The sequence below is a fragment of the Flavobacteriales bacterium genome, from assembly GCA_013214975.1.
GTDB lineage: Bacteria > Bacteroidota > Bacteroidia > DT-38 > DT-38 > DT-38.
Genome location: JABSPR010000110.1, coordinates 1 through 2,415, shown reverse-complemented (window position 1 = coordinate 2,415; position 2,415 = coordinate 1). Strand labels below are relative to the sequence as shown.

The following is a 2,415-nucleotide window of genomic DNA, read 5'->3' as shown; positions in this document are numbered from 1 at the left end:
TATTCTTTCTTGCCTTGCATGATTAAAGTTATCAAATACTTAATCCATCATCAAATCGATTGTGTATCTTTATTCACAGAGTTGTGCAACACCCACAAAAGCTAAAATACATAGCCCTAACCTACCAAACCTATTTTACGTAGTTTAGCCGAATCGTTGTACGCAAGCTTAACAATGTAAATTTTAAAGAGCTATTAATTCACTAACAAAAGTTGCAATGAAAGTAAAACATATTTTAGTAACCTTCATTTTTGGACTAATAATATTGGACTTAGGTGCATTATTTAAATTAATACATTGGCCGGGAGCAGGTGAGATGATATTTGCCTCATTCGTAATAGAAATAATTGCTGGAATTTTAGCTATTTGGAAAATATTAACATCAGATAAATTCAAGGAATTCTTAAATAGTTAAAATAGGAACTGATTAAGGCGATTAAAGAATAACTGCCTGCGTACAACAATGTATATAGCGCATTGAAATGCGCCATATACTAAACGTTAGCAGTAATTAACGAAAGCTTAGAATGAACTTCACATTCGATGCAGCTTCATTTCAGCAGACTAGAGTCATTGTAATTCATTCACTTTGTATAACACAGCGTAGACTTCGTCCTAGTCTAGACTACGTTTGAAAAAGTACAAGGGCATTAGGATAAGTCTTCAGGAAATGATTTAACTTTATACTTCACGGCGCACCTATTGCTTAACCCAATATTATACTTAGAATGATTACCTCGTCCACATATACCAGAGTTAAGTCTAAAGTCGATTCATTATGTATTCTAACGGTAGTATTTATATTGATTCAGTTCAATGCCTCTTCAACTGTATTTGAGACAACGCAGAATGGAGCTTGGGCTAATAATAGCACATGGCAAAATGGAACCGTTCCCATCTTATCAGACTCAGTAATCATTCATCATGATGTCTTCTATAGCGAGAATTTAGAATTTCTGGAAGGTGGATATTTAATAATTGATTCTTCAGCCACCTTATGCGGTAAATTTGACATCACCTTTGTATGTGGTTCTTACTTCTACAATTACGGCATTGTAAAAGCTCGAAAGCTTAAATTAAAAGACTCTTGGAGCTATGGGAAGTTCCATGCAAGTGAAAGTCTCCAAGTTATTCCTTGTTTTGTAACATCATATATCGGCGCGGGGACAATAGGTATAGAGTTTGAATGCGATGGATGCTCAATCCCAATTACACTTATCTCTGTTACAGATGCAGAAAATGAAACTCCAAATGGCGCTATCGAAGTAGACATTATCGATGTCATGAATGAAAATCTTTCATATACATTTTCAATAGATGGAATAAACTTTCAACCTGAGAATATATTTGATGGTCTAGCCACGGGTAGCTACTCGCTTTATATTAAAGACGAAAATGGCTGCGTACTAATAAGAGACTTTAACATCAATCTAATTGAAAAATTCATAATTGAAGTTTTTCCCAACCCATTTATTGATGAATTAAACGTCAAGTTGTATAACTATCAAAACACCAATATTAGATTATTTGACGCAGTTGGTAAGTTGATATATTCAGACCAGGTATATGGGGATAAGTCCTATAGTTTAAATCTTCCTTCTGGATTATCAAAAGGTATCTACTTTCTGGATATTACATATGTAAACCAACGGAAAACGTATAAATTGGTTAAAGATTAAATACTAGATCGGACAAGTCTAAGGAATCAAGTACTGCTTAACATCTCAACCACAAAGATTCGAAAATAATAGTCCAGAAGATACTGCTAACACAGCCTACACCCAATGCGGATTTATTTCTTCGAAATTTCAATCCTAGCTAAACAACAAATCCGTACCTTAAACAAAAAATAATTCTCAGGAACCGCACTGTGCGTAGCCCGGGAACGTTACCTGCAATTAGAACGAACAAAAGAGAATGTATCAAAGAATAGCACATATTGCCTTAGTTGTGAAAGACTATGATGACGCAATTGAATTTTATACGGAAAAATTAGATTTCAAATTACTTGAGAACACAAGAATAGACGAAAATAAAAGATGGGTAATGGTTGCACCACCAGGAGCAAAAGAGTGTTGTTTGTTACTTGCTAAAGCCTCAAATGAACGACAATTAGAAAGCATCGGAAATCAGACAGGTGGGCGAGTTGGATTTTTTCTTTTCACAGATGATTTTTGGAGAGACTATAACAAGATGACCGAAAGAGAAATAAGTTTTGTTCGACCACCAACTGAATTTGAATACGGAACTGTCGCAGTATTTGAGGACTTATATGGAAATATGTGGGACTTGATTGAACCGAATGAAAACAATAAGGGATTGATAAAAAAATAAAAAAAAGCAGGTAACACTGTATAACAAATCATAGCACCCTTTGGGATGCTACGCTTGTTATACTAACCGTTGGGTATAATT

At 34.6% G+C, this 2,415-nt stretch carries 2 protein-coding genes; both read left to right on the top strand.

Features of this window, described 5'->3' with window-relative positions:
- The first annotated feature begins 728 nt into the window (after positions 1-728).
- Positions 729-1,679 carry a T9SS type A sorting domain-containing protein gene (locus tag HRT72_04385; protein ID NQY66946.1) on the top strand — a complete coding sequence of 317 codons (951 nt, stop codon included), beginning with the start codon at positions 729-731 and terminating at the stop codon, positions 1,677-1,679.
- 238 nt (positions 1,680-1,917) lie between these two features.
- Positions 1,918-2,334 (top strand): VOC family protein, encoded by a 417-nt coding sequence (locus HRT72_04380; protein ID NQY66945.1) that lies wholly within the window; start codon positions 1,918-1,920, stop codon positions 2,332-2,334.
- Positions 2,335-2,415: the final 81 nt, after the last annotated feature.

Coding starts and splice junctions, on each gene's coding strand:
- HRT72_04385 (NQY66946.1), top strand. CDS start 729: ATGATTACCTCGTCCACATATACCAGAGTTAAGTCTAAAGTCGATTCA.
- HRT72_04380 (NQY66945.1), top strand. CDS start 1,918: ATGTATCAAAGAATAGCACATATTGCCTTAGTTGTGAAAGACTATGAT.